A 26,590-nucleotide genomic window follows, 5' to 3' on the forward strand; every position below is an offset into this window, starting at 1 on the left:
CAGCCACGCGCCCGCCTTTGACGCATCGCGTTGGCGTGGGTTCCGGGTGTTTTCTGCATACCGGCCGCGCGCGCCGCCGCGCCATTTTTCGACCACGCGCGGCGCATGCGGTAAAATTATGGAATAGGAGCGATGCCGCGCGGGGATCCCCGCTGGGCAGCCGCCATTCCCCACACCACGGACGTCTAGCCATGTATCAATCGGACATCACCCAGTTCCTGAACCAGCTCAAGCAACAAAAACCGAATCTGGAAGCGGAGCAGCGCCGTGGCCGGTCGCTGCTGTGGGACAAACAGCCGATCGATCTCGAAGAAAACGCCGAGCAGAAAGCCTCGCGTGTAGAGCAGACGCCTTACTCGTACTATCAAAACTTCTAAGCGCGTGAGTCACGCCAACGAGGCAAAGGGCGCCACGCCGGCACCTGACGCCGCGCTTGCCGCGCCCACTACCGATTCGACGCCGGACACCGTAGACGGCATCGCGTTCGCACGCCTGTACGGCGAGCCGCTCTTCAAGCTGCCGACGGATCTGTACATTCCGCCGGACGCGCTCGAAGTGTTTCTCGAAACGTTCGAAGGCCCGCTGGATCTGTTGCTATACCTGATCCGCAAGCAGAACTTCAACGTGCTCGATATCCCGATGGCGGACGTCACGGTCCAATACCTCGGCTACGTCGACCAGTTGCGCCAGACCAATCTCGAACTCGCGTCCGAGTATCTGCTGATGGCCGCCATGCTGATCGAGATCAAGTCGCGCATGCTGTTACCGGTGAAGAAGGCCGACAGCGGCGACGAAGCCGAAGATCCGCGTGCCGAACTGGTGCGCCGCCTGCTCGAATACGAGCAGATGAAGCTCGCCGCACAACGCATCGACCATCTGCCGCAGCTTGGCCGCGATTTCCTGCGCGCCGAGGTGTACATCGAGCAAAGCATCACGCCGCGCTTTCCGGACGTGGATAGCGAAGACCTGCGCGCGGCCTGGGCCGACGTGATCAAGCGCGCCAAGCTCGTTCAGCATCACAAGATTTCGCGCGAGGAATTGTCGGTGCGCGAGCATATGAGCACGATCCTGCGGCGACTGCAAAACGCGCGTTTCATCGAATTCTCGGATCTGTTCGATACGAGCAAAGGCGTGCCGGTGGTCGTGGTGAATTTCATCGCCATGCTCGAGTTGTGCCGTGAGTCGCTCGTTGAAATCACGCAGGCCGAGCCGTTCGCGCCGATCTATGTGCGCCTCGCCTATCTGCCGGCCTGACGCCGCAAAACGGGGCTTGCGTGCGCCATCGCTGCAGCAGACGCCTCGTTTCGGTGCACCCCCTGAGCAAATCCACTACAATCCGGCGCTCCGAACCTGTCATTACCAGTGAGGCCACGGGCCACGCGAAAACCTGAGTTTTTGCGTCAACCGGGTCTCGCGCCGCGCGAGGAATTCCCTGTCCGATCATGAAAGTCATCAGCTCGATCCATGAATTGCGCGACCAGTTGCGCGGCCAGAATCGCACCGCCTTTGTGCCGACCATGGGAAATCTGCACGAGGGCCATCTGTCGCTGATGCGCCTGGCGCGCCAGCACGGCGATCCGGTGGTGGCGAGTATCTTCGTCAACCGCTTGCAGTTCGGCCCGAACGAAGATTTCGACAAATACCCACGCACGCTCGAAGCTGACATCGACAAGCTTCAGAAAGAAGGCGTCTATGTGCTGTTCGCGCCGACGGAACGGGATCTGTATCCGGAGCCGCAGGAGTACCGCGTGCATCCGCCGCACGATCTGGGCGACATTCTCGAAGGCGAATTCCGGCCTGGTTTCTTCCAGGGTGTGTGCACGGTGGTGATGAAGCTGATGTCGTGCGTGCAGCCGCGGGTCGCGGTGTTCGGCAAGAAGGATTATCAGCAGTTGATGATCGTACGCAGCATGTGCCACCAGTTCGCGCTACCGACCGACATCATTGCCGCGGAAACCGTGCGTGACGCCGACGGCCTCGCGCTCAGTTCACGCAACCGCTTTCTGCAGACGGCAGAGCGTGCCGAGGCGCCGATGCTGGCCGCCGAGCTCAATCGTGTGCGCGATGCGGTGCTCACCGGCGATCGCGACTTCGCAAAACTCGAACAGGCGGCAATGGGGGCACTGGCCGCGCGCGGCTGGCAACCTGATTACATCGCCGTGCGCAAGCGTTCGAATCTGCTGCCGCCGAATCCGCAAGACGCGAACGCAGAGTTAGTCGTGCTGGCCGCCGCCAAGCTCGGCACCACTCGTCTCATCGACAACCTCGAAATCTGAAGCAGTCTTAGGCTGCGCAAACACGCGTCAGAAGCACAAGGGATTGGTCATGCAACGCAACATGCTGAAGTCGAAAATCCATCGCGTCGCGGTCACGCACTGTGAACTGCACTACGAAGGCTCGTGCGCAATCGACGAGGACTTGCTCGAAGCCTCGAACATCGTCGAAAACGAACGGATCGACATCTGGAACATCAACAACGGCGAGCGTTTCTCGACGTACGCGATCAAGGGCGAACGCGGCAGCGGCATGATTTCGCTGAACGGTTCAGCCGCGCGGCGCGCGCAGTTGGGCGATCTGGTGATCATCGCGGCGTTCGCAGTGGTCGACGAAGCGGAACTGAAGGCAGGCTGGAAGCCGGATCTGGTGTTCGTCGACGACAACAACAAGATCAAGGGCAGCCGCGATCACGTGCCGACCCAGAACTGGACCTGAGCCGGCCTTTCGCCGCACGGTTCCATGCGGCGGGCGGCCACGCCGCCTGCTGATTCACATCACGCCTTCTTGCTGGCGCCGTTGGTCCATTGGATGATCGGCTGCCACTGCTCCAGATCCTTCTCCACGCGGCTTTTCGCCACGTCCCACAAGGTCAGGCCGTGCGCCGCCAGCTGCACGTAATTCTGCGTGTCGCGCAGGTAACCCAACACGGGCAGCTTCAATCCCTCGACAAAGCGGTGCAGTTGCTCCGCTGAGCGCGTGCGGGCGTCGACGCGCATACCCACGACACCGATCTCGATCGTGCCTTTCCTGACCGCCTTCTCCTTCGCCAGCCGCTCGAGGAATTCCTGGGTCGCGAGAATATCGAACATCGACGGCTGCAGCGGCACGATCACCTTGTCGGCCAGATCCAGCGCGATATTCAGGCGGTTGCCGTGCAATCCGGCCGGCGTGTCGATGACCGAGTGCTCCAGACCTCTGGGCGGTTTGACGGGATTTTCCGGATCGACCTCCCAGATCTCGATGGGCGGCAGCGCAGGGGGCCGCAGTGACAGCCACGCGTGTGAGGACTGCTGTTTGTCGAGGTCCGCCAGCGCGACCCATTCCCCGAGCGACGCGAAATAGCCGGCCAGATTGGTGGACAGCGTGCTTTTACCCACGCCGCCCTTCGGATTCGCCACCACGATCACCGTCATGAATTCTCCCGGAAAGAAGGCTGGGCGCCGCCAGCCGGTTTGCCGCGCAGTTTGCTCTGACTTGCGCCGATGTGTCCTGATCCGTGCCGGTTTCAGGTTCACCCGCCGATCCAGCCGTTGATAATATCGGCAAATGCACCGGGGTCGAAGCCCCCAAACGGCTAATTAGCTGCCCAACACCCCTGTTTTTTCCATCGAGGACCCGAATCTCATGAGCAAACTCCGCCCGGAATACACCATCGAGCGCCTGCATGAACGTCAGAAGGGCAAGTTGCCCGGCTTGCTGGGCGTGCATGTTCTGACGCTGGAGCAAGGCACCTTGACTGCGGAATTGACCGTGCGCGACGAATTGCTCGCGCCGAACGGTTTTTTGCATGCCGCCACCGTGATTGGCCTCGCCGATACGGCCTGCGGCTATGCATGCCTCGCCCACCTGCCCGAGACGGCGCGCAATTTCACAACCGTCGAGCTGAAAAGCAATTTTGTCGGCACGGCGACAGAAGGCACGATCCGCGCGGTCGCCAAGGCCGTGCATCTGGGCCGCAGCACGCAGGTGTGGGATGCCACCGTCACCGATCCGAACGGCAAGACGATGGCGTTGTTTCGCTGCACGCAGATCGTGTTGTATTGACTGAGTGACGCGGGGGCGCGGCGAAGGACTCGAAATGTCCGAAGCGCCTTGGCTCAGGCCATAAAAAAGCACGCGGCCTTACGGCGCGTGCTTTTTTGTTATCCGGTGAGATGGGATGCCGGCGTCCCGGAGTGACCTGATCAGGCCGCCACGGCACGCGGCATCTTCGCACCGCCCAGCGCCAGCGCGCCGCCGCCGAGCAGCGACTGCACGGCCAAAGTCACCGCCCAGAAAGCCGGATATTCCCAGCCGCCGTTCGGCGACGCGAACCCCCAACCGTTATGCAAATGCGCCGACATCGCGCCAAGCATGAACGGCAGCAGCGTCAGCGCGACCCAGCGGACCCGCACGCCAAGCAGCAACGCGATACCGCCGATGAGTTCGACGAACGTCGTCACATAGCCGAGCCATCCCGGCAAGCCGAGCGAGACGAAAAACTGCGCCGTTCCCGGCAGCGTAAAAACAAAAATCTTCTGCAAGCTGTGTGCGAGATACAGGACACCCAGGGCCAGACGAAGAATCAAGGCAGCCAGATCGGCTAAGCGGTTCGAGTTCATGACGAGTCCTTTACGAGAAAGACGGCCCGCGTCGGCCGACGATGTCAGGACTGTATTCGAACCATATGAGACGAAAAACCGCCGTTCAGGCTTTGATTATTTCCCAGCAAGATTTAATCACTATCGTCCGATTGATCTTCGTCAGCCAATTGCAGCAAAAAGCTTCGCGAGATCAAGATGCTCGGCGAGCGTGTCGGCAAGACGATCCAGCGACGCCTCACGCAGCGCCGGGTAGTCGATCTTCTCGGCGTCGCTTAAGCCCGCCCACGCCAGCAGTGCGGCGCATGCGGCCGGCGTGTCGAGCAGACCGTGCACATAGGTGGCGAGGATTTGGCCATCAGCCGAGATCGCGCCGTCGGGATAAGCGTCTGGCGCAACGCCCAATTCCAGCGCGGGCGCGCTCAACGCCGGACCTTGCGTCTCTCCCATGTGAATCTCGTAGCCGGCAACCTCGGGCGAACCGGGCAACGCGAGGCGCCCCGTCACATTCCTGAGCGTTTTTTTGCGCGTCAGTACTGTCGAGTAATCGAGCCAGCCAAGGCCCGCACTCGTTCCGGGCGCACCTTCCATGCCGTACGGATCGGCCACTTCGCGTCCGAGCATCTGCATGCCGCCGCAAATCCCGATAACGCGGCCGCCGTAACGTAAATGCCGTTGCAACACCTCATCCCAGCCTTGCGCACGCAGAAAAGCCAGATCGCCCGGCACGTTCTTCGACCCAGGCAGGATGATCAGATCGGCGGGCGGAGGCGGCGTGCCGCTTCGCACGTAATGAAAATCGACCTGCGGATGCGCGCGCAGCGCGTCGAAATCGGTGTGATTGCTGATGTGCGGCAACACCGGCACGATCACCCGCAACATCCGGCCCGTATCGCTGCTTTGCGCGGCGCGCAGTTCGGGGGGCAGCATGTCTTCGGCGTCGAGCGTCAGACCGTGCAGGTAAGGCACCACGCCGAGCACCGGTTTGCCGGTTTTCGCTTCGAGCCAGTCGAGCCCGGGCTTCAGCAGACTGACGTCGCCGCGAAAGCGGTTGATGATGAAGCCGCGCACACGCGCCTGCTCGCTGTCCGACAGACACGCGAGCGTACCGGTCAAATGCGCGAACACCCCGCCACGGTCGATGTCGGCCACCAGCACGACCGGACAGTCGACCGCTTCAGCAAAACCCATGTTGGCGATATCGCGGTCGCGCAGATTGATCTCGGCGGGACTGCCCGCGCCTTCGACGAAAATCGTGTCGTACGCCGCCTGCAGACGCGCATACGATTCCAGCACGGCCTCGAAGGCGACCGGCTTGTAGTCGTGATACGCGCGTGCATCGAGATTCATGCGCGCCTTGCCGTGGATGATCACTTGCGCGCCACGGTCGCTCGTCGGCTTGAGCAGCACGGGGTTCAGGTCGGTATGCGCGGCGATGCCCGCGGCCACCGCCTGCAAAGCCTGCGCGCGACCGATCTCGCCGCCGTCGATCGTCACCGCGCTATTGAGCGCCATGTTCTGCGGCTTGAACGGCGCGACCCGCACGCCGGCGCGCCGCGCCAGCCGGCACAAACCCGCGACGAGCGTGCTCTTGCCCGCATCGGACGTGGTCCCCTGAATCATCAGCGTGCCGCGCGGCACAGGTACGGCGTCATGCGGGGTCGAAGTCGTGGTCACGGAATGTCTGGCTCGGCGGTGAATGGGCAATGAAGTGGCAACTCAGCAACAACCAGGCGGCAACGACGCCGCGATACGCAACAGCACCGTACCGCAGCGAAACCTCAAAGCGGCGAATTGAACGCGGCATTATCCCATCGTGCCGGCACGCGCTGCACGCCGGTACAATCACGCGATGATTCCCCCCGACCTCACCTTCGTTCTCGGCGGCGCCCGTTCGGGCAAGAGCGTGCACGCCGAACAACTGGCGAACAGCAGCGCCCTTCCCGTCACATACATCGCCACCGCACGCGTGGCCGACGACGCCGAATTCAGCGCGCGCATCGCGCATCATCGCGAGCGGCGTCCGGCGCATTGGCAGTTGCAGGAAGCAGGTGTCGATCTCGCCGGCATCGTGACGCAAATCGACGCGCCAGACCATTGCATTCTGATCGACTGCCTGACGCTGTGGCTCGCCAACCTGCTGTGCCCGCCGGACGGCGACGGCTTGCCCGTCGATCACTATCAGGTGCACTTTGCCGCTTTCGAAGCGGCGCTCATCAACGCCAAAGGCAAGATCATCGTGGTCAGCAACGAAATTGGCCTCGGCGTAGTGCCGCTCGGCGCGGAGACGCGCCTCTATGTCGACGAACTCGGGCGGCTCAATCAGCGCATCGCCGCGTTGAGCACCCAGGTCACGATGATGGTCGCGGGCCTGCCGCTCGCCCTGAAAACAGCGGGCAGCGCGTGATGCTGTCGCTCCCGCTGATCGTTACGCTGGCAACGGCGGGCGTCGCCGTTGACCGTTGGCTCGGTGAGCCGCGCACCGCGCATCCATTAGTCGGTTTCGGCAAATGGGCGAAGCGCCTCGAAGCACGCTATAACACCGGCCGGCGCTTACGGGTCAAGGGGCTGCTCGCGTGGTCGCTGGCGGTCATGCCGCCTGTGCTGATCGCCTGGTGGCTGGTCGCCGTGCTGCCGTTTTTTGCGGCCTGCGCAGTGCATGTCGTGTTGCTCTGGTTCGCCCTCGGCGCACGCAGTCTGCACGATCACATTGCGCCGATCGCACAGGCACTGGCGAAACGCGACCTGGCGCAAGCACGCCTCTTGACCGCGCGCATCGTGTCGCGCGAAACCGCTCATGCCGACGAAGCGGCGCTGTCGCGCGCCGCCGTCGAATCGGCACTGGAAAACGGTAACGACGCGATTTTCGGCGCACTGTTCTGGTTCGCGATTGCAGGCGGTCCAGGCGCACTGGGATTTCGTCTGGCCAACACGCTCGACGCCATGTGGGGCTATCGCACGCCGCGCTATTTGCGCTACGGCTGGGCCGCCGCGCGGATCGACGATGTGCTCAACTGGATTCCCGCGCGCCTCACCGCAGTGAGCTACGCCCTGCTCGGCGACACACGCACCGCGCTACGTTGCTGGCGCGAACAGGCACCCCGTTGGGACAGTCCGAACGCCGGGCCGGTGATGGCGTCGGGCGCGGGTAGTTTGAACGTGCTGATTGGCGGGCCCGCGGTGTATCACGGTGAGCTTGAGCACAGACCGGCGCTGGGCTTCGGACACCCCGCGAACGCCACTCATGTCACGGCGGCATTGATGCTGGTCGAACGCACAGTCATTCTCTGGCTGGCGGTGCTGATCGTGCTGGCTTTGCTGAGTGTGCCCTTTCATGGTTGATCGAACGGCCGGTCATAAAGCGGATGCCGGCACCGCGTTCAACGCCATGGTTCACGGCGGCAATCTGCACGAAGCGGCCGAGCGTTACGGCATTCCGTACGCGCAATGGCTCGACCTGTCGACCGGCATCAATCCGCACGGCTATCCGGTGCCGCCGGTTCCAGCCGATGCCTGGCGCCGCCTGCCCGACGAAGGCGACGGCTTTGCCGCCTGCGCCGCGCACTATTACGGCGCGCCCGATGCCGCGCACGTGCTGCCCGTGGCGGGAAGCCAGGCGGCGATTCGCGCGCTGCCCTCACTGCTGCCTCGCGCCCAGGTGGGCATCGCGCCGCTCACGTACAGCGAATATGCGCCCGCATTCGAGCGGGCCGGACATGAGGTCGTGCCACTGCATGTGTCCTGGGACACCTTGCCCGATACGCTCACGCACGTGGTCGTCGTGAATCCGAACAATCCGACCGCGGAGCATCTGAGCGCCGGCAAGCTGCTGCACTGGCATGCGCAACTCGCCGCGCGTGGCGGCACGCTGCTGGTCGACGAAGCTTTTGCCGATACGATGCCTTCGGCTTCGCTCGCGGCAAGCACCGATCGCGATGGCCTGGTCGTGTTGCGGTCGCCGGGGAAATTCTTTGGGCTTGCCGGCGTGCGCGCCGGCTTCGTACTCGGTGCGCCGTCTTTGCTCGACGCATTGCGTCGTACGCTTGGGGCGTGGACGGTCAGCGGTCCGGCTCGTCATGCTGTCAAAGCCGCATTTGAGGATGAATTGTGGCAACAGCAGATGCGTACGCGGCTCGATACCGAAAGCGCCCGGCTGGTGAATCTGCTGCGTGCACAAGGTCTTGCCACGCGAAGCACGCCGCTCTTTGCATGGACCGACGACGCACGCGCCGCCGCCCTGCATGAGGCATTAGCACAACGCGGCGTGTGGACACGCCTCTTCGCGGCATCGGGCAGTGTGCGCTTCGGGCTGCCCGCGAGCGACGCGGAATGGGCACGCCTCGAAGCGGGTTTGCGCGAGGCTGTCCGATGATTCGACTTCTCCGCTTCGCCACCGCCGCAGCACTTTGCGCGAGCACGCTGCACGCGCACGCCACCATCACCGTCACTGACGACACCGGCGCAACAATCACCTTGCCTGCGCCCGCACAACGCGTCATCAGTCTCGCGCCGCACGTCACCGAATTGCTCTACGCCGCGGGCGGCGGCGCGAAACTGGTCGGCGCCGTGTCTTACAGCGACTATCCGCCTGAAGCGAAGCAACTGCCACGCGTCGGCGACAACAAGGCGCTCGACCTCGAACGGATTGTCGCGTTGAAGCCCGATCTGATCGTCGTGTGGCGGCATGGCAATGCGCAGCGCCAACTTGATCGCCTGCGTGAAATGCATGTGCCATTGTTTTTCAGCGAACCGCATCATCTCGATGACGTTGCCGTGTCGCTGATAAAGCTCGGGCAATTGCTCGGCACTTCGCCGACTGCCGATGCAGCGGCGGCCGCATATCGCCAGGACATCGCGCGATTGCGCACGCAGTATGCGAGCCGTGCGCCTGTCAGCGTGTTCTATCAGGTATGGGATCAACCGTTGATGACGCTCAACAGCGAACATATGGTGAGCGACGTGATTGCGCTATGCGGCGGCCGCAACGTGTTTGCGAAACTCGAACCGCTGGCGCCGACCGTCTCGACCGAAGCGGTGCTCGCAGCGAATCCGGAAGCGATCGTCACCGCCGCGCCCGGCGCCACCAAACCGGACACGACTTTGCCGCAACTTGGCACATGGCGCGCATGGCCGAGTCTGACGGCAGTGGCGAACAACAATCTATTCGCCATCGACGGCGATCTGATCAACCGGCCAGCGCCGCGTATTGCACAAGGAGCGAAGCAGATGTGTGAAGACCTGGAGCTGGCGCGCTCGCGGAGGAAGAGCGGCGCACAGTGACGCCCCTACCCCTCACGCATTCCACCTCACCAACGACCACTGCTGCGCCGCCTCATCCCTGCGCAACCACACAACCCCGGTCATTTCCAGCGACCACCGCAGACTGCGTTCCAGCGGCACGTCCAGCACCAGCGACGCGATCACCCGCATCACCCCGGCATGCGTAACCACATACGCGGGCGACAGCTCACGCGTCAACGCGAACGCGTCGAACCATGCCCGCACCCGCGCGACGAATTGCGCGACGCTCTCGCCGCCATGCGCCCGCGCGTGCTCGAAGTTAGCCGCCCAATCATCGAGCAAGCCGCGATCGATCGCATCCCAGCGCTGCTGCTCCCAATCGCCAAAGTCCATCTCCTTCAGACGATCGTCATGACTGAGCGCGCAACCAAAATCGTTCGCCATGACCGCTGCCAGCGTCGCGCAACGCGTCAGCGGGCTCGACATCAGCACACGCGGCGGCGGCACCTGCAAGGTCGCAAGTTTCAGTGCAAGGACACTCGCGGATATTTCGACGTCCTCGGCAAGCGCCACGTCGCTGTGGCCGTAGCACACACCCGAATCGAGCGCGACGGCAGGATGACGAATCAGGACGATATCCATGCGAGCCCCACGAGGTAGATGCTCAGTTCAAAGATCTGTTGCGCGAAGCCGAGGCAGTCACCGGTGTAGCCACCGATGCGCCTGACGAAATAGCGGCCCAATGCAAAGCGCAGTGCGACCAGTACGGCGAGCGTCACACAAGCGAAGCGCCAATTCGGCGAATCGAGCCAGTTCGGCCAGAACAACCATGGCAAACCGAACGCTGCCGCGCAGAGCAACGCGGGACCGCTCAAGCGCTGCGCAACCGGTTTGGCTTTGCCTTCGGCACGCACATAGTCGAGTGTGGCCAGATAGCTGATTGCAAACACGCGGCTCGCCGCATGCGCAGCAATCATCAGGCTTGCGGCGCGCACGGGCGGTAACGCGGCGAGCGTTTGCCACTTCAATGCGAGTGCGACCACGAGCGCGATGGCGCCAAAAGCACCAATGCGCGAATCATGCATGATGCGCAACACGTCGTCGCGCGTATAGGCGCCACCGAACGCATCGACGCAATCGGCGAGGCCGTCCTCGTGAAACGCGCCGGTCACGAGAAGCGACGCAGCCATTGACAGCAACACCGCCACGCCCGCTGGAAAGACATGCAACGCCGCGAGATAAACCAGCGCGCTCAACCCGCCGATCAATAGGCCGACGAGCGGAAAATAGCGCGCCGCCGCATTCAGATAGTGCGGCTCAAAGCCGACCCAACGCGGCACCGGCACGCGCGTGAAATAGCCAAGCGCCGTGAAGAAATAGCGTAGTTCAGCGAGCGGGTTCATGAGCAAGCAAGGCACATGCTTCTATAGGGCGGCACTTTGCATGACAGCGCCTTTGACAGATCACACATCACGATTCGCGACGCCGGCCGATTCGAAGCTCGCCATTTCGTTGACGAACGCCACCGCCGCGCGCAGCAGCGGCACCGCGAGCACCGCGCCGGTGCCTTCGCCGAGGCGCATATCGAGCGAGAGCAACGGCAGCGCGCCGAAATGATCGAGCATGCGCCGATGCCCCGCCTCGTTCGACGCATGCGCGAACACGCAATATTCGCGCACCTTCGGCGCGAAGGCATCGGCCACCAGCAATGCCGAGGTCCCGATGAAACCGTCGACCAGGATTGTCATACGGGCTTGCGCGGCAGCAAGATACGCGCCCGTCATCATCGCAATTTCGAAGCCGCCGAACGTGGCGAGCACGTTGAGCGGATCGTTGGAAACGGCGTGATGCGTGAGCGCGGATGCGAGTATGTTGCGTTTTTTCGCGAGCCCCGCGTTGTCGAGACCGGTCCCGCGGCCAACGCACTCATCGATCGGCACGCCGCACAGGCGACTCATCAGACACGCCGCCGACGACGTATTCGCAATGCCCATCTCGCCGAAGCCAATCACATTGGTGCCGAGCGCCGCGTGATACCGCACGCGAGCCGCGCCTGCCTGCATCGCGGCAAGCGCCTGTTCGTGCGTCATCGCGGGTTCGTGTGCGAAGTTGCGCGTACCGGCGGCAACCGGAATGTCGATAAGACCTTCAGTCGACGGCAACGGCGTCGCAATGCCTGAGTTGACCACTTCAAGCTCGACGCCGGATACGCGGCTCAAGGCATTGATCGCCGCGCCGCCCGCGAGAAAATTAGCGACCATTTGCGCGGTCACGGCTTGCGGATAAGGACTCACGCCTTCCTGCGCGATACCGTGGTCGCCGGCGAACACGATCATCGCCGGACGTTCGACCGTGGGGTGCGTCGTCCGCTGGATCAACCCCATCTGGCGCGCGAGCGTCTCGAGTCGCCCAAGACTGCCGGGCGGCTTGGTCTTGGTATCGATGATGTGTTGCAGTTCGGCACGCAGCGTTTGATCGAGCGGTTCGACTTCTGTCAATCCCGACAAACCTGGCAAAGAAGTCATAGACGTTTCTAAAAGAGAGAATGTTTTGATGAAGCGGTTAGCTTGCCGGTGTGTCATAGCCCGCAGGCGATTCGTGACGCAAGCGCGGCGCGGGAATCAGCGCCTCATGCTCACCGTCGCGAATCAGAATCAGCGGATAGCCGAACGCGCGGCTCGTCAGCGTGGGCGTCAGCACATCATGCACCGGTCCAGCATACGCGCCACCGTTGCCATCGAGCAGCAGCGCATGCGTCGCGAAGCGGCGCGCGAGGTTCAGGTCATGACACGAAAACACCACTGTACGCCGAGGCTCGTGCGTCCAGGCGCTCAGGGCTTCGAGACAGTCGATCTGGTGGTGCAAGTCCAGATGCGAGAGCGGTTCGTCGAGCAGCAACAACGGTGCCTCCTGGCACAACACCGCCGCCAGCGCGACACGTTGCCGTTCGCCGCCCGAAAGCGACAGCACGTCGCGCGCAGCGAATGTGGCGAGACCCAATACATCCAATGCGGCATGCGCGGCTGCACGATCGCCCTCGCCTTCCCAACCCCAGCCTGTCAGATGGGGAAAGCGGTTTAGCATCACGATATCGAGCACGCTCGCGCTGAACGCGTCCGCAGCATTTTGCGGCATCAGCGCGCGACGCTGCGCGAGCGGCAACGGCGGCCAGTCGGCGAGACGCACGCCGTCGAGTTCGACATGACCCGCTGCGGGTTGCGCCAGACCAGCCAGCGTGGATAGCAAGGTCGTCTTGCCCGCGCCGTTGGGCCCGGCGACACACCAGATCTCGCCTGCGTAGAACGTATGCGTGAACGCGTCGAGCAAGGTGCGCATGCCCGCACGCAAGGTCAGGCGTTGCGCGCTGAGCGCCGAATGCGGGGCGTTGTGTGCGTTCATCATCGGCGCCTGCGCAACAGCATCCACAAAAACACCGGCACGCCGACGATCGACGTGATCACGCCGACCGGCAATTGCGCCGGCGCAATCACGGTCCGCGCGATCAGATCCGCGCCCATCACCGCGACACCGCCGCCGAGCGCCGCAGCGGGCAGCAGCATGCGCTGATCGTTACCGAACGCGAGCCGCAGCATATGCGGCACCACCAGACCGACAAAACCGATCGTGCCCGCCGTGGTCACCGCCGCGGCGGCCGCCAGCGACGCCACCAGGTACACGCGCAAACGCAGCGGCATCACGGCGACGCCCAGCGCCTGCGCGGCGGCGTCGCCTCGCAGCAGCACATTCAGACGGGGCGCAGCGGGCACGATTGCCACCAGCACGACGACGAGCGCGGCGAGCGCCGTCCACGGCATCGCGCCGCCGTTCAGATCGCCGGTCAGCCAGAACAGCATGCCACGCAGACGATTGTCCGGCGCGAGATTGAGCAGCAAGGTAATGACAGCGCCCCAACCGGCCGCGATCACCGCGCCGGTCAGCAGCAAACGCGGCGACGTGTCCTGCGGCTCGCCGCGCCACAACTCGTGGCGCGCAAGGCCAAGCACCAGCAGGATCGACACGAAAGCGCCGGCGAACGCGCTGGCATCGACGATCCACCACGCGCAACCGGCGATCATCGCGACCAGCGCGAACGTCGCCGCGCCGCCCGACACGCCTAACACGTAGGGTTCGGCCAAGGGGTTGCGCAACAGCACTTGCAGCAGCGCACCCGCCAATGCAAGCAGTGCGCCGCATGCGAAGCCCGCGACCGCGCGCGGCAAGCGCAGCTTGCGCACGATCTCACTGGCGAGATCGGCGGACTCGATATGCGCCCCGTGCGACGGAACGAGCGCCGCCAGCACGCGCGCCGGCGCCAGCGACACGCTGCCGAGCGCGAGCGACGCCATCAGCACAGCCAGTGCGATTCCCGCGAGCGCGAGCCAGATCGCGGCTGCGCGCTTCGCGCTCATGACGCGCAACGTGGTGATAGGCATCGGGCTCGAGCTGCGGTTCATCAGCGCCTTCTCACGCACGTATGTTCGTCACTGCTGCTGCCAGCCGACCGTGACATACGCACCGCGCCGCGGCGAGTTATACGAATAGGCCGTTTCATAGTCCTTGTTCAACAGGTTCTGGATTTGCGCGGCGACGTACCACGCCTTTGTGAGGTTGTAGCGCGCCGACAGATTCACCACACCGTAGCCGCCCAGTGTGCCGCTGCTATCTTCACGGGCGCCGCTGACGATCCACTCGCCGCCGACGCGCCACCCCGCAATGCTGCGGTTCACCGCCAGCGAAGCGAAGCGCCGTGCACGCCGCACGAGATCGGTATCGCTATCGAGGTCGACCGGATTTTGCAGCGTCACCGACGCGCGCACATCCGTCTTGCCGACATGGCCGCTCCACGACCCTTCGAGCCCCTGCACCTTCGCACGGCCGACGTTCTCGGCCAGATAAATGCCGGGCGTCACCTGCTGGTAGTCGATCAGATTTGAATAACGCGTCTGAAACGCGCTCAGACGCATCACGCCAAGCGCATGCGACGCGTACTGCAACGCTGCTTCGATCGAATGACTGCGCTCCGGCTGGATCGACGGATTGCCGCTGATCGGATAGTACAGATCGTCGAAGCTCGGCGCGCGAAACGAATCCGAATAGCTTGCAGTCGCCTTCCAATGCTCGGTGACGTCGAAGCCGTAGCCGAGATAGTAACTGTTCGCCCCGCCGAAATCGGAATACTGATCGTGCCGCACATTGGCCTGAATCTGGTTGCGCCCGAAGCGCCCCGTATAGCCGACAAAAGCCGAATCAACATGCCGGTCGGGCGCCGCAAACGTATCCGAGTCGAGGCTCTGATCCAGATGCTCGTAGCCGACCTGCAGTTTCTGTTGCGCGGCGAGCGCGAAATCATTTTGCCACGTGTACTGGCGATTGTCGGTATCGAAGCGGCCGTTGTAGATGCCGTTAGTATTCGACACGCTGCGGTCGTCACCTTCGGAAACGACAAAGTGCGTGGTCCACCAGTCGGTCAGCTTGCCGTTTGCGAACACCGACACCTGCCGCACTTTGCTATACAGATTGTTCAGATCGGTCGGCACGCCGTACGCGTTGTCGTAGCTGTTATTGCCGTTCGACTGGAGATAGGTGACGCCCGCGTCCCATTTGTCGTTGAACTTGTGGCGCAGCGAAGCCGAGATGCTTTCGTTCAGATAGCCGTTCGCATTCGGATTCGCATTGGGCGCCTGTGCCGGATTGAGCGAGGAGAAGCCGTCGTCTTTCGAGCGCGCAAGCGAGATGCTGAAGGTCGTGTTGCCGTCTTTATCCAGCGCGCCGTTCACGCCCACCTGCTGCGTCTGCGTGTGATAGCTGCCGTAGCCCACCGAAAAATTGAAGCGCGGCGGATGATCGCCGCCGTCTTTCGTGAACACCTGTACCACGCCGCCGATCGCGCCGGAGCCGTAGAGCGCGGACACGTTGCCGTTCACGACTTCGACGTGATCGATCTGGTCGAGCGGAATCTGCGCGAGTTGCGGCGCGCCGAGACTCACCGAATCGACCCGTACGCCGTCGATCAGCAACAGCGATTGCGTCGACGATGCGCCGCGCAGAAACAGGCTCGCGGTGGAACCCGGGCCTCCAGTGCGCGAGATTTGCGCACCGGGCGCGAGTTGCAGCAGACCGGGCAAATCGGTTGCGGTCGTATCGGCGATGTCCTGCTGATCGAACAGCGTGGTCTGCGGGATCGCATCGGCGAGCGGTTGCGGTCCACGCTCCGCGGTTACGACAACGGGCGACAACACCGCGGGAGACGAACCGGCAGCCCCTGAATCGGCAGAAGAAGATGAAGACGGCGACGAAGAAGACGCAGCTTGCGCGTGCACGACGAGCGGCAGGCTCGCAAAGGCGAGCAACGCCGCGCGAGCGATAGGGGACAGCATGGGGTGGCATTCCTGTTGATAGCGTGCGCGGCCCGCTTCCCCGCGGGCCGATGCGTAACGAGGCGCCCGCGCTGTTTTACGTTTGCGTGGGGGCGATCCTCTCCCTCTGGCCGGTATCCGGGCTAGCGACACATCGATCCCGCCTTCCCACGCGTGACGCGCAGTGGCACACTCGCGTGTTCAGCTTCAAACACGCGATCAGGATCAACCTGCATGACGTATGCGGTCGCTTACCGTTGCGGGGGCAGCGCAGGTTTGCGCGTTCTGGCGAACGGCGCACCCTGCTTCCCGTTTAACTGCGCGCACTATGGAAAAGCACGCGCGGGCACCAAAGTGCGGCCAGTTTAGGAGCGGTCCTCCAGTCCGTCAAGAATGGTTAATCCGTGCGCAATCTGTTCTGTTATGTGCAGGTTATTGTCCGATGCACGAGTCGTTTTTCATCATAGGGTCGATAAAAGCCTGCACAAAGCGATGTTGTTACGTCTCGAAACGAGACAATTGTCGGAACCTGCGACATTCCGCGCTAAAATGCGATGTCTTTAGAGGACGCAGCAGATGCTCACCGAACTCGAAACACTTTCACAGAATATCGGCAAGCTGATCACGATCAGCCAACGCCACAATGAAGCGCGGCTCGCGCTCGAAGATCAGCTCGCCCAAACGCGTGCCGAAGCTGAGGCCACGCGCACTGAACTCGCGTTGATGCGCGAGGAGCGCGATACGCTGCAAGCGGAACGCGACGCGCTGTCGGCAAAGATCGACGACGCCCAGGTACGCCTGAATGCGATCCTCGAAAAGCTGCCGCGAGCTCGTGCGCAAAGCGAGCCGGACAATCAGCTCGATCTGCTCGAGGCCGCCCCGCATGAGGTCGAAGCGGAGAGCGACGCCACCCGCCATGGAGAAAATGCATGACCACCAAGCAGATCGAAGTATCGATTCTCGGCGTGCCCTATCGGCTCGCCTGCTCGCCGGAAACGGAAGGCGCGCTGCTTGAAGCGGTTGCACGCGTCGACGCCGAGATGTCGAAGATCCGCAACAACAGCAACGTGCGCGGCACGGATCGCATTGCCGTCATGGCTGCGCTGTCGCTGGCATCGGAACTGCTTAAGCTGCAAACGAGCGTGCGACACGGAGAAGCATTTCCCGCCGAAGAAATCCGGCGTACAATGCATCAAATGAACGAACAACTGGGTACGGTGATTCAGCAGTACAGCATGCAGTAAGCACCCAGCAGTCTCGAACAATTTCAAGTGGCCGGTCCTGAGATCGGCTGCGAATTCAAGCGGAATGCATGAGCAAAAACTCACGCAAACAATTGAGTTCAATCGGTTTGACCTCCCTGCCTGGTTCGCCAAGGTCATATATTCCTTGAACCAATGCCATGTGCACGGTTGTGGAAATTTGTAGCACGGGTGTGCGCGTCACTCTGTCTGATGTACCCGAAGTGCTGCTAACTGCGACCAATTCTGAACCCCCGGTTCAGGATGCCGGCCTAGCGGCTAAGGCGGGGACCTTATTCAAAAGCGGCATCGGACTTCGGTTCGATGCCGTTTTTCTTTGGGTCTCGGTTTTTCTTCTGTATTCTCAAACCTTTAACGTTCAATTCGATTCATGCGCTACTGGCTAATGAAGTCCGAACCGGACGAAGCAAGCATCGACCATCTCGCCCAGGCACCGCAACACACGTTGCCGTGGACCGGCGTGCGCAACTATCAGGCACGCAACTTCATGCGTGACATGATGCAGGTCGGCGACGCTGTGCTGTTCTATCACTCGAGTTGCCCTGAGCCGGGCATTGCGGGACTCGCGGAGGTGTCGTCTACTGCCTATCCGGATCCCACTCAATTCGATAAGAAGAGCCCCTACTACGACCCGAAGCCGTCGCAGGAAACGCCGCGCTGGCTGCTTGTCGATGTGGTGTTCAAGAAGAAAATCCCGTTGATTCCGCTTTCCGCATTGCGCGAGCATGAGGAATTGAAGGACATGCGCGTGCTCGCCAGAGGCAACCGCCTGTCGATCACGCCGGTGACCGAAGCCGAATGGCGCTTCATCACCAAGCGTCTTGTTTGACGCTGCATACGCACATGCGACCCGTCGCTGCTGCAATCATGTGCAAATCTGCAGGCGGATGAAGACAAACGTTGAAGCAAACGTCAAATTAGGGAACCAAGCCCAGGTTACAAGCGCCTAACGGACTCGCAAACGTCGTGCCATTGGCCGGCGTTCGCTCCAATCGTGCACAAACCTGTTCAAGCAAGGAGTCCAAGAATGACGAAAAACACCGCACGTGCACTCGCTCTCGCTCTCGTATGCGCCGCCCCTGCCGCGCTCGCGCTGACGCCGGCCATGGCGCGCGCGCAAGGCGTGACGCAGTATCAGCCCGCTGGCGTGCTGTCGCTGAATGCACAGGCAAGCGCGGAAGTGCCGCAAGACGTCGTCGATATCACGCTGTTCTACGAGCAGGAAGCGAGCGATCCGTCCGCGCTTACCTCCACGCTGAATCAGCGCGCCGATGCGGCGCTGCAAAAAGCCAAGGGCGTGAACGGCGTAACGGCCCGCACCGGTTCCTTCTCGATCTACCCGTCCACCGATCGTGACGGCCGCATTTCCGCATGGCGCGGCCGTACGGAAGTTGTGCTCGAATCGCACGACTTCGCCGCGGCGTCGAAACTCGCAGGCCAGATGGCATCGATCATGCAGGTCGGCAATGTGCAGTTCTCGTTGTCGCCTGAAGCGCAGCGTGCTGCTGAGCAGAAGCTCACCGGCGAAGCCATCAGGTCGTTCCGCGAGCAGGCGGCTTCGTCGGCGCAGGCGTTCGGCTACAGCAGCTATTCGATTCGTGAAGTCAACGTCGGGCACAACGGCGTCATGCCGCGTCCGATGATGATGATGAGCGCACGCGCGATGGGCGCCGATGCGAAGGCATCCGCGCCCGTGCCGCTCGAAGGCGGCACGTCGACCGTGACGGTCAACGTGTCTGGCTCGGTGCAGATGAAATAACGCGTTTTACGCTTGACGCACTGCTGTGAGGCAGTAAAGTAAAAAGCCACGGCATGCCGTGGCTTTTTTCATTGGGTGTTCACTACGATAAAACGTAGCGATCAGTTCGCGCCGACCGCTTGCGCCGGTTGACGCCGCGCACGGCGATAGGACCACACCAGTATCCCGATGCCAGCCAGGATCATTGGCAGCGAGAGCCACTGCCCCATCGAAAGCCCCATTGCGAGCAAGCCAAGGAAATCATCCGGCTCACGCGCGAATTCCACCGTGAAGCGTGCGAGACCGTAGCCGATCAGGAACACCGCGGAAATCGCGCCCAGCGGCTTCGGTTTGCGCGAGAAGAAGAACAGCACGAAGAACAGCGCCACGCCTTCGAGCGCAATCTCATACAACTCCGACGGATGGCGCGGCAGCATGTGATATTGCGCGAACACTTCGTTCAGATGCCATTGGGCGGCCAGTTGCGGATGCGTGGTGAGCCAGGTGGCGTCGTCCGGTGCGGCGCCGGGGAAGAGCATCGCCCACGGCGCCGACGGATCCGTCACACGGCCCCATAACTCGCCGTTGATGAAGTTGCCAAGGCGCCCTGCCGCGAGCCCGGTGGGCACCATCGGCGCGACGAAATCGGTGACCTGCAGCCACGAGCGTTTGCGCTGATACGCGAACAGCACCATCGCCAGCGTTACGCCGAGGAAGCCGCCGTGAAACGACATGCCGCCTTCCCACACCTTGAAGATGTCGAGCGGATGCGTGAAGTAAAAGCTCGCCTTGTAAAACAGCACGTAGCCGAGCCGGCCGCCGAAAATCGTACCGAGCACGCCGTAGAACAGCATGTCGTCGATGTCCTTGGCGGTCCAGCCTTGCGCGGCGACGTACGGCAAACGCAGCCGCAGCCGGCCGACGACGATCGCCGCGATGAACGCGACGAGGTACATCAGTCCATACCAGCGCACAGCAAGCGGCCCCAGATGAATGGCAACGGGGTCGAAATTCGGGTGAATGAGCATCGTGTTGTTATGGGCAGTTCAGGTTCAGAAGCGGATTTCTAGTCGATTTTCAAGCAGCAGCCAGCGGTTTGCGCACCATGTGGCGCATGCGTTGGACGGTTCGATTTGCAATGCGTTCGCGGCAGCGTCGAGCCTAATCACGAGGCGCCGCAACCTGCGCCTCAACGGTGGCCGCATGCGCCCGCACGATTTCGATAAAGCCGGCCAACACCGGACCCACCTCCGCCGTGCGCCAGACCAGCCCCGTCTCGATCGCCGGCACTGATTCGGCGAATGGCCGGTACACGACGCCAGTGCGGCGCAGGTTACGCAACGATTGCGGCACCAGTGCGACGCCCATGCCGGCCGACACGAGGCTCACGATCGTCTGCATCTGGATCGCCTCCTGGCCGACCCGGGGTACGAGGCCCGCCACGCCGTAGCAATCCATAATGATGTCATAAAAGCCTGGCGCCAAACGTCTGGGGAAGATCACGAGCGGTTCGTCGGCGACGTCGCGCAGGCTAATCGGTGTGTCCAGCCACTCGGCGCGCGGGTCGCCGTCAGACCCGGCGGCGCTGCCTGCGCGCGCCGCCGTTTCCGTCGACATCGCGATCACCAGCGGCTCGCGGGCGATCGGCAGCCACGAGAGCTGGGTGGCATGGCGCGACGGCAGCGGCGCGATCACGAGGCCCGCGTCGATACGCCCGGCCACGAGTTCTTCCACCTGCACGTCGCTGGTGGCTTCCGTCAATTCGAGGCGCACCCGTGGATGCCGCGCGCCGAAATCACGCAGCAGCAACGGCAGCAGGCCGTAATCGGCCGTGGAGACAAACGCCAGCGACAGCGCTCCCGCCTCGCCTCGCGCGAGGCTCTGCGCCAGCGGCCGCAGCCCCTCGGCACTCGACAGCAGGCGCTGCACTTCCGGCAGCAGGTCGGCGCCCACCGGAGTGAGCTCCACCGAACGCTTGGTCCGCGCGAACAGCGCCACACCAAGCGTCTCCTCCAGCGCGCGAATCGCTTGCGACAACGGCGGCTGCGTCATGGAAAGGCGTGCGGCCGCCCGTCCGAAGTGCTTTTCTTCGGCGACGGTCACGAAATAGCGCAACTGGCGCAGATCAGGGATAGCGGGCAGCATGATTAATACATTTTACGACCTAATCGAGCCTGAATAATATATTGGACACACGCCTGGCAAAACTGCATCCTTGCGCGACGCGTCGGAACTAAACTGGACTGAAGCGCCGTCGTACCTGCCGGCAAGCGCATTGGCGGCGTCGGCATAGCGCCTGCCGCACCAACTGGGCGGCAAACACGCAGCACGGATCAAAACAAAACAGATTGGAGTCCCCCATGGCATACAACCGTCGTTCGAAGAACATCACGCAAGGCGTGGCGCGTTCACCGAACCGCTCGATGTACTACGCACTCGGCTACGAAAAGGCCGACTTCGACAAGCCGATGATCGGCATCGCCAACGGCCACTCGACCATCACGCCGTGTAACGCCGGCCTGCAGCGTCTGGCCGACGCGGCCGTTGCCGCGGTCAAGGGCGCCGACGCGAATCCGCAGATCTTCGGCACGCCGACGATTTCGGACGGCATGTCGATGGGCACCGAAGGCATGAAGTATTCGCTGGTGTCGCGCGAAGTCATCGCCGACTGTATCGAGACCTGCGTGCAAGGTCAGTGGATGGACGGCGTGGTCGTGATCGGCGGCTGCGATAAGAACATGCCAGGCGGCATGATCGGCATGCTGCGCACCAACGTGCCGAGCATCTACGTGTACGGCGGCACGATCCGCCCGGGCAACTGGAAGGGCACCGACCTGACCATCGTGTCGTCGTTCGAAGCAGTGGGCGAATTCACGGCCGGCCGGATGTCGCAGGAAGATTTCGAAGGGGTCGAAAAGAACGCGTGCCCGTCGACGGGTTCATGCGGCGGCATGTACACCGCCAACACGATGAGCTCGTCGTTCGAAGCGCTGGGCATGTCGCTGCTGTATTCGTCGACGATGGCCAATCCGGACCAGGAAAAGGTCGACTCGGCCGCCGAATCGGCACGCGTGCTGGTCGAAGCGGTCAAGAAGGATCTGAAGCCGCGCGACATCGTCACGAAGAAGTCGATCGAAAACGCCGTAGCCGTCCTGATGGCGACGGGCGGCTCAACCAACGCGGTGCTGCACTTCCTCGCTATCGCTCACGCGGCTGAAGTGGAATGGACCATCGAAGACTTCGAGCGTATGCGCAAAAAAGTGCCGGTGATCTGTAACCTGAAGCCGTCGGGCCAGTTCGTGGCAACCGATCTGCATAAGGCCGGCGGCATTCCGCAAGTCATGAAGATTCTGCTCGACGCAGGTCTGTTGCACGGCGATTGCATCACGATCACCGGCAAGACGATCGCTGAAGAACTGAAGGACGTGCCGGGCAAGCCGCGCGCTGATCAGCAGGTGATTTTTCCGATCGAACAGGCGCTGTACAAGGAAGGCCACCTCGCGATCCTGAAGGGCAACCTGGCCGTTGACGGCGCCGTCGCCAAGATCACCGGCCTGAAGAACCCGGTCATCACCGGCCCGGCCCGCGTGTTCGATGACGAGCAAAGCGCGCTGGAAGCGATTCTGGCCGACAGGATCGTCTCCGGCGACGTGGTCGTGCTGCGTTACCTCGGCCCGAAGGGCGGCCCCGGCATGCCGGAAATGCTCGCGCCGACGTCGGCGATCATCGGCAAGGGGCTCGGCGAAAGCGTCGGCCTTATCACCGACGGCCGTTTCTCGGGCGGCACGTGGGGCATGGTGGTCGGCCACGTCGCACCGGAAGCATTCGTGGGCGGTACGATCGCGTTCGTGCAGGAAGGCGACTCGATCACGATCGATGCACACAAGCTGCTCCTGCAACTGAACATCGACGACGCCGAATTGCAACGCCGCCGCGCTGCATGGCAGCAACCGAAGCCGCGTTACACGCATGGCGTGCTGGCGAAGTACTCCGCGTTGGCGCTGCCGGCCAACAAGGGCGCAGTGACGGGCTAAGCACACATCGAGCGCGCTGATTCGCCGCGGTTCCCCGGGACGGACCGGGAGCGCGGCTCGAAGCCACATAAGCTACGTAAAAGCGCAAAGGGGCGCACGGGAAACCGTGCGCCCCTTTCCTTTTATAATGCGTGCACCACGAGTCGGGCATCTGCACCGACGGAGACCAGAATGAAATCAATGTCGTACGCAGCGCTTGCAGCGGCTGGTGTGCTGAGCGCTACATTAAGCGTCAGCAGTCCCGCAGCGCACGCGGAGGCCTCCGTTGGCCTTGCGCTAGCGCAGCAGCAGAACTGCATGAGCTGCCACTCGGTGACGCGTCCCTTCATGGGACCGGCGCTGCATGACGTCGCCGAGAAATACGCCGGCCACGAAGACGCCATTACCTATCTGAAGCACAAGATTCTGGATGGCAGCACGGGCGTGTGGGGCACGGTGCCGATGCCCGCGAACACGCAGCTCACGCCCGATCAGGCGGCTACGCTGGCGAGCTGGGTGATGACGCTCAAATGACGATACTTCTTAAATGAAGACTCAAATGAACGCGGCCTGGTGAACGTGGTGAGAGCGCCCGGATAAATGCGCGCCCTCTGCCATGATCAAGCGCTGCCCGAGCGCCGCGCGATCTCCTGATCGACCGCTTCCCTTACCCAGCCGGTCAATTCAGTCTCCAGAGCCAGCGCCACTTCGCGCGTGATCTGGTTGACGAGCCATGAAGTGTGATCCTGCAGCGCGTCGCGGCAGCGTGCTTCGATAATGCCGCGCCCCTCGCCCGTCAGAAAACCCGCAAACCGTCCACGCAGACGTTCGGCGATGACATCCGCATCGAGATTAGGCCGCGGCTGCGCGAGCGCCTCATGAGCGATATCCGGCGGCACGATCGCGCCCGCCTCGATCGGCGCATGCGGTTCAACCCGATCGAAGACGCCCGCCGACGGCGCAAAATCAGATTCATGCCCGTGCCGGTGATCGGCGGCGTGGTGTGACCTCGAGCGTTTCTTCGGATGCGCGGATTCTTCCGGATGCGCTGGCTCCGGCACATGCACAGGCTCCGGCGCGAGCGTCGGCTCCTCCCGCGCATGCGCGGGTTCTAGCGCAAGCACCGGCTCAGGCGCGTGCCCGGGTTCCGGCGCGAAGACCGGTTCTTGCGCAGTCTCGGGATCAAACACCGGCTGCGTAGCCGGCGTTGCCGCGTTGCCTGGCGCATGGCGCGCCTGAGCAGGATTGCCCGGTACGATAATCTCGTGCAGAACCGGGATCGAACTGTCGTTAGGATCGGACACGTGCACTCTCCGCGTTTGAGTCCAAGCTGAAGCAGGCCGCGTACGCGTCGAATCCATACGACAAAACACCACGCGACGCGGGCGGAATGAAACCTAGCTGCCTTGCTTGTAGTTGTTCAAAGGATAGCCGCGATCGCGATAGAAACGATAGCGTTCTCGGCCTGCCGCGAGTTCGTCGTGTGCGTTACCGACCACTTCCAGCAATCTTTCGAAGCGCGCGAATTGCGCGGGCACCGTGGCGCCGAGATTGAGCAGCACCTGATGGTGCGGCACATCATCGAGGCTCGAAGCCAGCACAATCGGTGTTTGCGAGGCGAGCTTCGTGCCCGCCATGCAGTGCGGCACGAAGTCGAGTGGCGAGAACGTCCACAACTGTTCGTCGAAAGCCCGCAGGCGCTCGGGCTCGGCCAGCACGATGGTCGGCTGGCCCGCCTGATACGCCTTGCGGATCAGGCGGCACGCATACAGCAGCGAATCGCCGACGTTCGAGTGAAAATCGATTCTCGTCATCGGCGGCTCCGCTTTGCGTCTACAACAATGCCTGCAACCTTACTGCAACGCGTCATTGTGCAGCGCGACCGTCCGCGGCCCTATCGATCAGGAACTGCGCGAGCAAGGGCACCGGACGGCCGGTAGCGCCCTTCGCCGCGCCGCTCTTCCACGCGGTGCCGGCGATGTCCAGATGCGCCCACGGGTACGCTTCGGTGAAGCGCGACAGGAAGCACGCCGCCGTCACGCTGCCCGCCGGACGCCCGCCGATGTTCGCCAGGTCCGCGAAATTCGACTTGAGCTGATCCTGATACTCGTCGTCGAGCGGCAGGCGCCAGGCCGGGTCGGAAGCTTCACGCGATGCATCGAGCAGTTCGCCCGCCAGCGCGTCGTCTTTCGAGAACAGGCCGCTGTTGTGATGACCCAGCGCGATGATGCAAGCGCCCGTCAGCGTGGCGATGTCGATCACCGCTGCCGGCTTGAAGCGCTCGGCGTAGGTGAGCGCGTCGCACAGGATCAGCCGGCCTTCGGCGTCCGTGTTCAGCACTTCGATTGTCAGGCCCTTCATGCTGGTGACGATGTCGCCCGGCTTGGTGGCGGTGGCCGACGGCATGTTCTCCACCGCCGGGATGATGCCGACCACGTTGATTTTCAAGCCCATTTCGGCGACGGCGCGCAACGTGCCCAGCACCGAACCGGCGCCGCACATGTCGTACTTCATCTCGTCCATGCCTTCGCCCGGTTTCAGCGAAATGCCGCCGGTGTCGAACGTGACGCCCTTGCCGACCAGCACCACCGGCGCGGCTTTCGCGGCCCCGCCCTGATACTGCAGCACGATGAACTGAGCCGGTTCGACCGAGCCGGCCGTGACCGACAGGAACGAGCCCATCTTCAGCGCTTCGCACTGCTTTTCGCCGAGCACTTCGACCTTCAGCTTCCAGTCTTTGGCGAGCTTCCTGGCCGTGTTGGCGAGGTAGGTCGGCGTGCAGACGTTGCTCGGCAGGTTGCCGAGGTCGCGCGTCAGGTCCATGCCGTTGGCAAGTGCGGCGCCCTGCTTCGCGGCAAGCTTGGCGGCCTTCTCGTCGCCGGTATTGACGCTGAAGACGATGCGCTTCAACGCACGCGTCGAGTTGTCCGGTTTGCTCTTCATCTGCGTGAACTTGTAGGTCAGCTCGCGCAGCGCGATGATCGCGGCGCGCACGCCCCAATCGGCCGAACGTTCGAGGATCGGCAGTTGGGCGAGCGTGAAGGTGACCTGGACGATCTTGGTGCCCAGCAATGCACGCCAGGCGGCCCGCACGGCTTCGCCGTAGGCTTTCTGGCTGAAAGCATCCTGCTTGCCGAGGCCGACCAGCAGCACGCGTGACGCGCCGATGCCCGAGACTTCGTGCAGGAACAGCGTGGCGCCGCCCTTGCCGTCCATGTCGCCGGCCTTGATGATGCGGGTCAGCAGGCCCTTGGTGGCCGCGTCGATCTCCAGCGCAGCGCCCGAGAGCGTTTGCGACTCGAACACGCCGATTACGATGCAATCCGATTTCCCGGTCAGGAAACCGTTTGACGAGCCTTTGGTCCAATCACAGGCTTTTATGCTAAAGTCCATCGCGCTTGTC

29 protein-coding genes, 1 other RNA gene and 1 riboswitch are annotated in these 26,590 nt (G+C 62.9%); of the genes, 16 read left to right on the plus strand and 14 right to left on the minus strand.

Features of this window, described 5'->3' with window-relative positions; genetic code table 11:
- The first annotated feature begins 191 nt into the window (after positions 1-191).
- From ACUN0E_RS37350 to panD, 4 genes are all read left to right on the plus strand, one after another.
- A complete protein-coding gene (locus ACUN0E_RS37350) occupies positions 192-377 on the plus strand; it encodes a DUF3460 family protein (RefSeq protein ID WP_445569753.1) in 186 nt (61 codons plus the stop codon).
- A 4-nt stretch (positions 378-381) separates the two neighbouring features.
- On the plus strand, positions 382-1,254 hold the full coding sequence (locus ACUN0E_RS37355; protein WP_408237515.1) for a segregation and condensation protein A: 873 nt from the start codon (positions 382-384) through the stop codon (positions 1,252-1,254).
- 188 nt (positions 1,255-1,442) lie between these two features.
- Complete coding sequence (gene panC, locus ACUN0E_RS37360; RefSeq protein WP_445569754.1) at positions 1,443-2,276, plus strand: pantoate--beta-alanine ligase; 834 nt, start codon at positions 1,443-1,445, stop codon at positions 2,274-2,276.
- A 49-nt stretch (positions 2,277-2,325) separates the two neighbouring features.
- The gene (gene panD / locus ACUN0E_RS37365; protein WP_408394209.1) at positions 2,326-2,712 is read left to right on the plus strand and encodes an aspartate 1-decarboxylase; all 387 of its coding nucleotides are present in this window, start codon (positions 2,326-2,328) and stop codon (positions 2,710-2,712) included.
- A gap of 59 nt (positions 2,713-2,771) precedes the next feature.
- Here panD and ACUN0E_RS37370 read toward each other — a convergent pair whose 3' ends face one another.
- Positions 2,772-3,410, minus strand: coding sequence for a ParA family protein (locus ACUN0E_RS37370; RefSeq protein ID WP_408237506.1), 639 nt, complete (start codon positions 3,408-3,410; stop codon positions 2,772-2,774).
- A gap of 211 nt (positions 3,411-3,621) precedes the next feature.
- Here ACUN0E_RS37370 and ACUN0E_RS37375 point away from each other — a divergent pair, with 211 nt between their 5' ends.
- A complete protein-coding gene (locus ACUN0E_RS37375; RefSeq protein WP_445569755.1) occupies positions 3,622-4,041 on the plus strand; it encodes a PaaI family thioesterase in 420 nt (139 codons plus the stop codon).
- Positions 4,042-4,181: 140 nt separating this feature from the next.
- Here ACUN0E_RS37375 and ACUN0E_RS37380 read toward each other — a convergent pair whose 3' ends face one another.
- Positions 4,182-4,598, minus strand: coding sequence for a DoxX family protein (locus ACUN0E_RS37380; RefSeq protein ID WP_445569756.1), 417 nt, complete (start codon positions 4,596-4,598; stop codon positions 4,182-4,184).
- Positions 4,599-4,739: 141 nt separating this feature from the next.
- On the minus strand, positions 4,740-6,200 hold the full coding sequence (locus ACUN0E_RS37385) for a cobyric acid synthase (protein WP_445570586.1): 1,461 nt from the start codon (positions 6,198-6,200) through the stop codon (positions 4,740-4,742).
- A gap of 229 nt (positions 6,201-6,429) precedes the next feature.
- Here ACUN0E_RS37385 and cobU point away from each other — a divergent pair, with 229 nt between their 5' ends.
- Genes cobU through ACUN0E_RS37405 form a run of 4 tightly spaced genes read left to right on the plus strand, consistent with a single transcriptional unit; the run spans position 6,430 to position 9,857 of the window.
- The gene (gene cobU, locus ACUN0E_RS37390; RefSeq protein WP_445569757.1) at positions 6,430-6,984 is read left to right on the plus strand and encodes a bifunctional adenosylcobinamide kinase/adenosylcobinamide-phosphate guanylyltransferase; all 555 of its coding nucleotides are present in this window, start codon (positions 6,430-6,432) and stop codon (positions 6,982-6,984) included.
- Positions 6,984-7,919, plus strand: coding sequence for an adenosylcobinamide-phosphate synthase CbiB (gene cbiB / locus ACUN0E_RS37395; RefSeq protein WP_408394213.1), 936 nt, complete (start codon positions 6,984-6,986; stop codon positions 7,917-7,919). The genes cobU and cbiB overlap by 1 nt, the downstream gene beginning before the upstream one ends.
- Positions 7,912-8,949 carry a threonine-phosphate decarboxylase CobD gene (gene cobD, locus ACUN0E_RS37400; RefSeq protein WP_445569758.1) on the plus strand — a complete coding sequence of 346 codons (1,038 nt, stop codon included), beginning with the start codon at positions 7,912-7,914 and terminating at the stop codon, positions 8,947-8,949. The genes cbiB and cobD overlap by 8 nt, the downstream gene beginning before the upstream one ends.
- Positions 8,946-9,857: a cobalamin-binding protein gene (locus ACUN0E_RS37405; protein ID WP_445569759.1), complete on the plus strand. Its 912-nt coding sequence runs from the start codon at positions 8,946-8,948 to the stop codon at positions 9,855-9,857. Before cobD ends, ACUN0E_RS37405 begins: the two co-directional genes overlap by 4 nt.
- A gap of 12 nt (positions 9,858-9,869) precedes the next feature.
- Here the strand turns inward: ACUN0E_RS37405 and cobC are convergent, their stop codons facing one another.
- The 6 genes from cobC to ACUN0E_RS37435 are packed head-to-tail and all read right to left on the minus strand — an operon-like array spanning position 9,870 to position 16,195.
- Positions 9,870-10,460: an alpha-ribazole phosphatase gene (cobC, locus tag ACUN0E_RS37410; RefSeq protein WP_408237486.1), complete on the minus strand. Its 591-nt coding sequence runs from the start codon at positions 10,458-10,460 to the stop codon at positions 9,870-9,872.
- Entirely contained in the window at positions 10,445-11,221 is a 777-nt protein-coding gene (locus ACUN0E_RS37415) for an adenosylcobinamide-GDP ribazoletransferase (RefSeq protein ID WP_445569760.1), read from the minus strand. Before ACUN0E_RS37415 ends, cobC begins: the two co-directional genes overlap by 16 nt.
- A gap of 60 nt (positions 11,222-11,281) precedes the next feature.
- Positions 11,282-12,343, minus strand: a complete 1,062-nt coding sequence (cobT, locus tag ACUN0E_RS37420; protein WP_445569761.1) for a nicotinate-nucleotide--dimethylbenzimidazole phosphoribosyltransferase — start codon at positions 12,341-12,343, stop codon at positions 11,282-11,284.
- Positions 12,344-12,380: 37 nt separating this feature from the next.
- A complete protein-coding gene (locus tag ACUN0E_RS37425; RefSeq protein WP_445569762.1) occupies positions 12,381-13,220 on the minus strand; it encodes an ABC transporter ATP-binding protein in 840 nt (279 codons plus the stop codon).
- A complete protein-coding gene (locus tag ACUN0E_RS37430) occupies positions 13,217-14,272 on the minus strand; it encodes a FecCD family ABC transporter permease (RefSeq protein WP_445569763.1) in 1,056 nt (351 codons plus the stop codon). Before ACUN0E_RS37430 ends, ACUN0E_RS37425 begins: the two co-directional genes overlap by 4 nt.
- Before the next feature lie 27 nt (positions 14,273-14,299).
- Entirely contained in the window at positions 14,300-16,195 is a 1,896-nt protein-coding gene (locus tag ACUN0E_RS37435) for a TonB-dependent receptor domain-containing protein (RefSeq protein ID WP_445569764.1), read from the minus strand.
- 91 nt (positions 16,196-16,286) lie between these two features.
- Positions 16,287-16,543: riboswitch (cobalamin riboswitch) on the minus strand.
- Between the two features lie 207 nt (positions 16,544-16,750).
- On the opposite strand from ACUN0E_RS37435, the gene ACUN0E_RS37440 reads away from it, so the two are divergent.
- From ACUN0E_RS37440 to ACUN0E_RS37460, 5 genes are all read left to right on the plus strand, one after another.
- Entirely contained in the window at positions 16,751-17,107 is a 357-nt protein-coding gene (locus tag ACUN0E_RS37440; RefSeq protein ID WP_445569765.1) for an ATPase, read from the plus strand.
- Positions 17,104-17,418 carry a cell division protein ZapA gene (locus ACUN0E_RS37445; protein WP_064269037.1) on the plus strand — a complete coding sequence of 105 codons (315 nt, stop codon included), beginning with the start codon at positions 17,104-17,106 and terminating at the stop codon, positions 17,416-17,418. Before ACUN0E_RS37440 ends, ACUN0E_RS37445 begins: the two co-directional genes overlap by 4 nt.
- Positions 17,419-17,528: 110 nt before the next feature.
- A non-coding RNA gene (gene ssrS, locus ACUN0E_RS37450) (6S RNA) lies at positions 17,529-17,710 on the plus strand.
- A 96-nt stretch (positions 17,711-17,806) separates the two neighbouring features.
- The gene (locus ACUN0E_RS37455) at positions 17,807-18,265 is read left to right on the plus strand and encodes an EVE domain-containing protein (RefSeq protein ID WP_445569766.1); all 459 of its coding nucleotides are present in this window, start codon (positions 17,807-17,809) and stop codon (positions 18,263-18,265) included.
- Positions 18,266-18,463: 198 nt separating this feature from the next.
- Positions 18,464-19,195 (plus strand): SIMPL domain-containing protein, encoded by a 732-nt coding sequence (locus ACUN0E_RS37460; protein ID WP_408237462.1) that lies wholly within the window; start codon positions 18,464-18,466, stop codon positions 19,193-19,195.
- A gap of 101 nt (positions 19,196-19,296) precedes the next feature.
- On the opposite strand, the gene lgt is transcribed toward ACUN0E_RS37460, so the two are convergent.
- Together lgt and ACUN0E_RS37470 are read right to left on the minus strand one after the other, a co-directional pair.
- Positions 19,297-20,202, minus strand: a complete 906-nt coding sequence (gene lgt / locus ACUN0E_RS37465; RefSeq protein WP_408237459.1) for a prolipoprotein diacylglyceryl transferase — start codon at positions 20,200-20,202, stop codon at positions 19,297-19,299.
- Positions 20,203-20,335: 133 nt separating this feature from the next.
- Positions 20,336-21,319, minus strand: a complete 984-nt coding sequence (locus ACUN0E_RS37470; protein ID WP_445569767.1) for a LysR family transcriptional regulator — start codon at positions 21,317-21,319, stop codon at positions 20,336-20,338.
- A gap of 215 nt (positions 21,320-21,534) precedes the next feature.
- Here ACUN0E_RS37470 and ilvD point away from each other — a divergent pair, with 215 nt between their 5' ends.
- Together ilvD and ACUN0E_RS37480 are read left to right on the plus strand one after the other, a co-directional pair.
- Positions 21,535-23,208, plus strand: a complete 1,674-nt coding sequence (gene ilvD / locus ACUN0E_RS37475) for a dihydroxy-acid dehydratase (protein ID WP_445569768.1) — start codon at positions 21,535-21,537, stop codon at positions 23,206-23,208.
- Between the two features lie 171 nt (positions 23,209-23,379).
- A complete protein-coding gene (locus tag ACUN0E_RS37480; protein WP_445569769.1) occupies positions 23,380-23,721 on the plus strand; it encodes a c-type cytochrome in 342 nt (113 codons plus the stop codon).
- 86 nt (positions 23,722-23,807) lie between these two features.
- Here ACUN0E_RS37480 and ACUN0E_RS37485 read toward each other — a convergent pair whose 3' ends face one another.
- From ACUN0E_RS37485 to ACUN0E_RS37495, 3 genes are all read right to left on the minus strand, one after another.
- Complete coding sequence (locus tag ACUN0E_RS37485; RefSeq protein ID WP_445569770.1) at positions 23,808-24,491, minus strand: DUF2486 family protein; 684 nt, start codon at positions 24,489-24,491, stop codon at positions 23,808-23,810.
- 93 nt (positions 24,492-24,584) lie between these two features.
- Positions 24,585-25,001 (minus strand): DNA polymerase III subunit chi, encoded by a 417-nt coding sequence (locus ACUN0E_RS37490; protein WP_408237444.1) that lies wholly within the window; start codon positions 24,999-25,001, stop codon positions 24,585-24,587.
- Positions 25,002-25,053: 52 nt separating this feature from the next.
- Positions 25,054-26,580 (minus strand): leucyl aminopeptidase, encoded by a 1,527-nt coding sequence (locus ACUN0E_RS37495; RefSeq protein ID WP_445569771.1) that lies wholly within the window; start codon positions 26,578-26,580, stop codon positions 25,054-25,056.
- Between the last annotated feature and the right edge of the window lie 10 nt (positions 26,581-26,590).

It is taken from the genome of Paraburkholderia sp. D1E (assembly GCF_052682275.1).